Genomic DNA, 7981 nt, shown 5'->3' on the forward strand with positions numbered 1-7981 from the left:
CTGCTCACCTCGTTTTACTACATCGGCCTATTATTTGGTTCTAAACTTGGTTACCACTTGATCAAATCTGTTGGTCACATCAGAGCTTTTTCTGCTAGTACCGCGGTTGTAACGGCCTGTGTCGCAAGCCATGGTATTAGCGACAACATCTACATATGGCTAGTACTACGCTTGGTGGTAGGCTTAGGAATGATGTGTAATTACATGGTGCTAGAGAGTTGGCTCAATGAACAAGCGGCGCCAGAGCAACGTGGACGTGTGTTTTCATTTTATATGTTAACGTCCTATTTGGGTATGGTTGTAGGTCAGTTTGCACTATCGCAATTCCCACAGTTGGGGTACGCTCCGCTGTTTCTTATCTGCATTGCATTGTCGTTTGGTATTGTGCCAATTTCAATAACACGTAGGATACACCCGAAACCTCTCAAGCCCCTCCAGGTCAGCTTATGGGGTTACTTTAAAAGAGTGCCTCAATCACTGACCGCTGTATGTTTTGCAGGGATCATTAATGGCAGCTTTTATGGCTTAGCTCCCACCTTTGCAAGTCAAGCTGGTTTGAATGCCAAGGAAATTGCTATGTATATGTCAGTTACCATAGTTGCTGGCTTACTGGCTCAGTGGCCAATGGGATTGCTGTCTGACAGGATACGCCGCAGTATCTTGCTACGAACTAATGCTTTAATTATTGGTGTCGTGTCATTAGCATTATTCTTTTTGCCAACACAAGCACCTTTAAGCTACTGGCTTACATTCATGTTTGGTTTGTTTGCGTTTACACTCTATCCGCTGTCATCCGCATTAGCTAACTCAAGAGTTGATGATGAACATCGAGTCGGAGTCTCCTCTTCTTTATTGGTTGCTTTTGGCGCTGGAGCTAGCGTCGGTTCAGCGAGTATCGCACAAGTGATGACCTATTTCGGCCCACACGCACTATATGCTTCATTTGCGCTGCTAACGGTTGTGATGTACTTGCTGTTAACTTATATCAACGCAAGGCAAAAAGCGGAGCAACCCGAACCCAGTGATTACATTGCCGCCACCTCTGATATCACCAGTTCTCCATTGGCTGCCACCTTAGACCCGCGTATTGAAGATAAAACAGCCCAGGAGCAAATGCTTGTTGTTGATGAAGATGTTGACTCAGCTTCAGTCTACGAGGAAGAACATAGTGACCAACCACTTCATGACAAACAAACAGATAAAGTAGACCAGATATAAAATATCGGCCACGGACACAATCAGTTTATATTGTGTCCGCTTTTGCCCTAAAATCATCGGAAAACAACCTTTATTGATTTCCCCAACTCCTCTGAATAACAACGCCTTATCTATTTATATGTGCCAAGTCGTTGTTTTGAAAACTAACTATTAAACTATCCATAACCTATTGCAGATACCACACTTTATTCGTACCTCATACTGTACATTCTTTCCTAAAAAACATACAATCCGCGTTTCGAATTTCACAACAATGCAAACTTTAAAGGTAATAACGGTAATATGAAACAGATACTCAACACTAAGGGATTAGCGTTATCAATGCTTACGCTCGCATTAACTGCATGCGGTGGTGGAAGTGGCGATGACAAAACTCCAGACACTGCTGGCGGAAAAACTCCTGATATTGTAACACCGGCTCCTGAACCTCAAAACGCAGCTCCTGAAATTTCTGCTACGCAAGATCTTCAGGTTACAGAAAGGGATATGTTCTCATTTACAGCTGAAGTTTCAGATAGTAATGGTTCAATAGAGAGTTTCGTTTGGGAACAAACTGCAGGAACAACTGTTGAGCTATCAGGAACAGACACTGACACAGTAGAGTTCGTTGCACCAGATATTACCGAAGATGAAACCATCACTCTCAAGCTAAGTGTCACCGATAATGACGATGCTACGACCAGCCAAGAGTTCGTTATTGCAATAAATGCTTATGCCCAGCCTTCTGAGAGCGTTATCACCGACAAAGCATTATTAGCATGTCTGAACAACGCTCAACTAGATATGGGTGCAACTGCCATCGAATGTATTGATGCCCCGATCAAGTCTTTATCAGGCCTTGAAAAGCTATCGAATCTGGTATCAATCAAGCTTGAAAACACTAAACTTGAAAATATTGACACGCTTAGCTCGCTAGTACAATTAGAGAGCCTAGCATTGCGTAATAACCCGGTGACTGACTATTCGGCTATAAACAGCTTAAGTTTATTAAAATCTCTAGCAATCAATATTAAAGATAACGCAATAAGTCCTAGCATTGATTTCTCATACTTACAGAATCTAACGTCATTTACATTGCAATATGAGAATGTATTTAACTACAACGACTTTGACCTTTCGGCGCTTCCAACTTCGTTAACTGAACTACATTTAGCCAGATTAGGCACACATAGTGCTAGCGCCTTATCATCGCTCTCTCACTTAGAGAAATTAAGTTTAGAGCATGTTGGCAGTATTAACTCTTTGTCTTTTTTGACAAACATGTCAAACATGAAAGAAATCGCATTCGCTAGTCTGAATGTTAACGACCCAAGTGCATTTGCATTGACACCTAACCTAGAGAAACTGTCACTTTTAGATACCAACATTAGCGATTTAAGCTTTGTTGCGCACCTTAGCAAGTTGACCTCTCTAAAAGTAGAGTTCGACTACGCCTCATCTGACCGCCTATTTGATATTAGTTCCATCAAAGAGCTTTCGGGATTAACGGAACTATCTCTTCATGGCATTCTATTGGAAAATATCTCAAGCCTAAATGCTCTTAGCGAACTACATACGCTCAGTTTATACAATAATAACCTGAACTCGTTAAGCTTCTTAAAAGACTTAACACAACTGGTAAGCTTAGAAATTGGCGAGAATCCACAAATTATTGATGTCGCGTGGCTAGCATTTTTACCAGCGTTGACTGACTTAACTCTAGATTCGCTTGATTACAATGTATCATATGAAGTAGTTAGCGAGCTTACATCACTGACTAAGCTTAGACTCGAACACAGATACTTAGAAGGTTCTTTTGACCTTGAATCAATTAGCAAATTTGATCAACTAGAGCAGCTCAGTATTAAAATTGGTCAATTGACCAACATAGAACAAATATCGAACTTTACAGAGCTACAAAGTTTATCAATCAACACCAATAACCTTATCGCTCTACCAAGCATCAGCGAGCTTACTAAGCTCCATACATTAAACCTAACTAACAACAGTTATTACTATGACGAAGGCCCAACAAACTTCGACGAATTGGGCAGCAGTTCCTCACTGAAAAGCCTAATCATCAGTGGATTTAACAACAACAACGACCTAAATGCACTTAGTCAATTTTCGGCACTCGAAGAGTTGGAAATCCGTAGTTCAAAAGCTGATAGTATCACGCCAGTTTCACAACTAGAAAAACTTAAAAAACTGACCCTTAGTGGTTTTCATGAGCTTAATCATGTGAATGAGTTATCTAAACTCAATAACCTTGAGTTTCTGAACATATTCTCTAGCAATAGCCTACTATGTGCAGATCTAGAGACACTGCGTACGACTTTTGAAGAAACTGCGTCTTTACATTTACCGAGTAGTTGTATCGAGATATTGGTCGATCTTGATGCTATTGCTGATGAAAACTTAAGAGAGTACATACGTTCAAATCGTTACTTTGATGCACTTTCATTGGAACATTTATCAATTGACAACTCAATTTCTTCGCTAGAAGGTATAGAACAATATACCAACCTTAGACGCTTGACCTTAACGTCAAGTCAAACCTTGAATCTTGTAAATAGCGTAGATATGAGCCAATTAACTAACTTGGGCACATTAACATTTTACTACAGCCAATTAAGCACGCTTCGAGGACTCTCTTTACCCGAGACGATTACAGAATTTAATGTAGAAAACAACTCAGGAATACTCGATTTGGATGGCTTTGAAGCACCTCATGTTACAAACCTCAGTTTCGAGTGGAGCGAGTTAACAAATACACACCTGTTGGCAAACTTTACCAATGTAAGCCGTCTCAACTTGTCGCATACAAGAATTAGTGATTTAACACCACTGTATTCACTAACACAACTTGAGCGTCTATCAATATATCAGCACTACACTTATGAGTGTTCGCAAATAGATGGGTTAGTAGCCGCTTTGCCAAACACTTATATCAGTAAATATAGCCATTGTAACTAACTTCTCCTATGGGGCCATCGAGTCGATGCGCCCCTAATTTTCTCTTAAAGATAACTCGCTAGATACATTTTCTCAATTACCTTCTATCACCCTAAATTACCAATCAGCAACCTATGCAACATCGCCCTATTTGCTCATTGCTTAGCTCTATACCAATTACCTCAGATAAACCTTCATACAGTTCAATCGCGATTGGTTCTTTAAGTATTTTGCTGATTTTTATTTAAATTTAAATGGTTAAGATTATCTTCGATATTTAGCAAAACAATATATTTCGATATTTCTAGAAATATATTGTTCTGTCGTTTTTTCTGTCTTACACTGCGTGTTATGAAAATTGAAGTGATAAACGTCAGCAACGCACAAATTATTGAGCTCAACATCAGTATAGATAATCGAACCTGTACCAGACAATGGTTTTATTTTACTTAGACAAAAGTAATTGGCCCACAACGCACATGTATTTTAACTATACCGTACAGAGTCGTGACAAGGAGCTAGTCGACGCATTACTTGCTGAGGAATATCAAATCACTCCAGCCAAGTTTAAAGATATTCAGATAAACGGTACATCTTTGAAAGTGCCACAATACTAAAGGGTAATTTTAAGCCCAATACCTATCCCCCTATGACACAATCACTTTAGGTTGTGTCCAGTGATTATCTAAAATCGACGAAAATATCAACCTTGCATATGCCTTGCCATAACCTCACTACAGGCCTACACATTACTATACTCCTGTAAATACAATGTTGTTGGTACACCATTAAGCCACACTGTACAGTTTTTCCTAAAAAGAATACAATCCCCACCTTAAAGCTAACAACAATTAAATTTAATAATTCATAAGGGTAGTATGAAACAGATACTCAACACTAAGGGACTAGCACTTTCAATATTTGTGCTTGTATTAACGGCATGTGGTAGTGGAGATAACGGTAGCAATGCCCCAGACAATACCAGCGGAAAAACTCCAGATATTGTAACTCCAGCACCTACTCCAGAACCCACTCCAGAGCCTGAGGACAACAGTCCAATTTTACCAGCTGAAGGGCTAGAAGTTATAGAAAGAGATACGTTCTCATTTTCTGCGCAAGTGTCAGATAGTTTTGGTTCAATTAAGAGTTTTGCATGGGAACAAACGGCTGGAAAAACCGTTGAATTAGAGGGCACTGACAGCAACACGGTTGAGTTCATTGCGCCTGATATTATCGAAGATGAAACTGTCACCCTTAGATTAAGCATCACTAATGATAACAACGAAACGACGAGCAAAGAGTTTGTTGTGACACTCAATGCGTACGCTCAGCCATCAAGGGCTGTGATACCTGACAAAGCATTATTAAAATGCCTAATGGATGCACAATTAGATATGGGTGCCACTGCCATTGAATGTACTTATAACCCTATCAAATCTTTGGAGGGTTTAGAGATGTTCACACAACTGGTGTCGGCCAAGTTTGTAAAGAGCGAAATAACCGATTTAGCAAATCTTGGCACGATGACTCAGTTAGAAAGCCTAACATTGGATTATATGCCAGAAAATGAATTCTCAGAGTTAAGCAACTTAACCAACCTTAAGTCGCTTTCTATCATTAATGATTCATTTCTCCCCGTGCACATATACTTAGATATCTCAAATATGCAAAGTCTAACGTCTTTTTCACTTGAAGTTATTTCTAGGCGTATGTTTAGGCTTATTGATTTTGACTTCTCCATGGCCCCCTCATCCTTAACCGAGCTGAGTTTTAGAAATATATATGCGCATAGTGACCAAAATACATGGTCATCGTTATCTCAGCTAAAAAAGCTAACTTTAGATAGCTCATACGTATTGACAAGCAGCGAATTGGCATCGTTGTCCGAGCTAGAAATGCTGTCAATTAAAGACGGATGCTATGAAGATTTCAACTTCCTTTCAAGTCTTACCAAGTTAAAGTTACTGGAAATAGAAGACACTGACTACTATGAATGTGAAGAACATTTTGAACCTCAAATCAATATAGACACTCTCAAACCACTTTCAGAACTAACCACACTCACGCTTAGAGAGACTATGCCAGTGGAGAATCCTGATAGCTTAAGCGCTCTACCTAGTTTGACTTCACTCATACTCATGGACAGCCATGTGCCCTACGAAGCGATTTCTCAACTTACCTCCCTCACCAAACTAAGCGTCGAGTATTCTAAAGATTTATATGACAATTCTGCTCCTTTTGATCTAGCCCTTCTGAGTCAACTTAATAAGCTTGAGAGTCTGACTCTGCACATTCGCGAGTTAAACAACTTGAATAACATTTACGATCATACGGAACTACAACACCTGTCACTTGGTACCAACAACCTTTATGAGCTACCAAACATCAGCGAGTTTGCCCAGCTTAAAACACTTTCACTTCGCAAGGATAGTAACAGTAACGAAAATTCGGATCACTTGTCTGAGCTTGGGAGCAGTTCATTGCTCACAAGTTTAACGCTCGATGGGTTCGATGATTTAACTGCACTCACTCAGTTTCCTTCATTGCAGGAACTTAATATTTGGAATTCTGCGACAACAGATCTTATGCCGATATCACTATTAAGTAACCTCAAAAAGTTGACCCTTAAACATACTAATAACGTTGAGGATTTTACCCCGTTTTCCCAGCTTTCTGCGCTAGAAGAGTTGGAGCTTTATAATTCCAGGAGAACAAGTCTCACGCCAATTTCACAATTAAAAAATCTCAAGATTTTAAAGATAGTTGATAGCTATGCCATGAAGAACTATGCTGATTTAGCAAACCTCCACAGTTTACAGTATCTACTAATAAGAGAAGATGGTGGCGGCGGAAAGCATCTATGTCGAGATAAGAGTGAATTGTATTGGACCCTCAGGATTAAGGCATACCTTGAATTTGATTTTTACTGCGATAATTACTACTAGCAAACTTACTTTAAAGCGCTGACTTCCCGTCAGCGCTCTTAAGAAGGTGCCCTAAATCATTTTAATGTCAGTTTTACCGAGCCAATCAATAGCTTTGCTTGGAAAAACCTAATTTCCCGCCTATTATCAACCTCTTAAAGTTCAATTAATGAAACAGCTAAGTTTGTCTTTATGAAATCATTTCCATCGTTATATTTTACGAATCTATTTTTGGTGGGTGGTTCCGGCTTACTGACCAAATACCTTGCCCTGTATCTTGGCCAACATAACATCTCAACATTTTGAATTGGGCTGCTCACCTCGTTTTACTACATCGGCCTATTATTTGGTTCTAAACTTGGTTACCACTTGATCAAATCTGTTGGTCACATCAGAGCTTTTTCTGCTAGTACCGCGGTTGTAACGGCCTGTGTCGCAAGCCATGGTATTAGCGACAACATCTACATATGGCTAGTACTACGCTTGGTGGTAGGCTTAGGAATGATGTGTAATTACATGGTGCTAGAGAGTTGGCTCAATGAACAAGCGGCGCCAGAGCAACGTGGACGTGTGTTTTCATTTTATATGTTAACGTCCTATTTGGGTATGGTTGTAGGTCAGTTTGCACTATCGCAATTCCCACAGTTGGGGTACGCTCCGCTGTTTCTTATCTGCATTGCATTGTCGTTTGGTATTGTGCCAATTTCAATAACACGTAGGATACACCCGAAACCTCTCAAGCCCCTCCAGGTCAGCTTATGGGGTTACTTTAAAAGAGTGCCTCAATCACTGACCGCTGTATGTTTTGCAGGGATCATTAATGGCAGCTTTTATGGCTTAGCTCCCACCTTTGCAAGTCAAGCTGGTTTGAATGCCAAGGAAATTGCTATGTATATGTCAGTTAC

Annotated in this window: 4 protein-coding genes and 1 pseudogene; all 5 read left to right on the forward strand. The window is 40.0% G+C overall.

Features of this window, described 5'->3' with window-relative positions; translation table 11 throughout:
* The coding region (locus BIW53_RS03310; RefSeq protein ID WP_070990398.1) for an MFS transporter at nt 1-1218 on the forward strand (1218 nt) is incomplete at its 5' end.
* Nucleotides 1219-1500: 282 nt separating this feature from the next.
* On the forward strand, nt 1501-4173 hold the full coding sequence (locus BIW53_RS03315; RefSeq protein ID WP_070990399.1) for a PKD domain-containing protein: 2673 nt from the start codon (nt 1501-1503) through the stop codon (nt 4171-4173).
* 413 nt (nt 4174-4586) lie between these two features.
* Nucleotides 4587-4769 (forward strand): hypothetical protein, encoded by a 183-nt coding sequence (locus tag BIW53_RS20825; protein ID WP_070990400.1) that lies wholly within the window; start codon nt 4587-4589, stop codon nt 4767-4769.
* 261 nt (nt 4770-5030) lie between these two features.
* Entirely contained in the window at nt 5031-7097 is a 2067-nt protein-coding gene (locus BIW53_RS03325; RefSeq protein ID WP_070990401.1) for a PKD domain-containing protein, read from the forward strand.
* Nucleotides 7098-7268: 171 nt separating this feature from the next.
* Nucleotides 7269-7981, forward strand: a pseudogene (locus BIW53_RS03330) (MFS transporter); the annotation flags it as partial.

The sequence above is a fragment of the Pseudoalteromonas byunsanensis genome (assembly GCF_001854475.1).
GTDB lineage: Bacteria > Pseudomonadota > Gammaproteobacteria > Enterobacterales > Alteromonadaceae > Pseudoalteromonas > Pseudoalteromonas byunsanensis.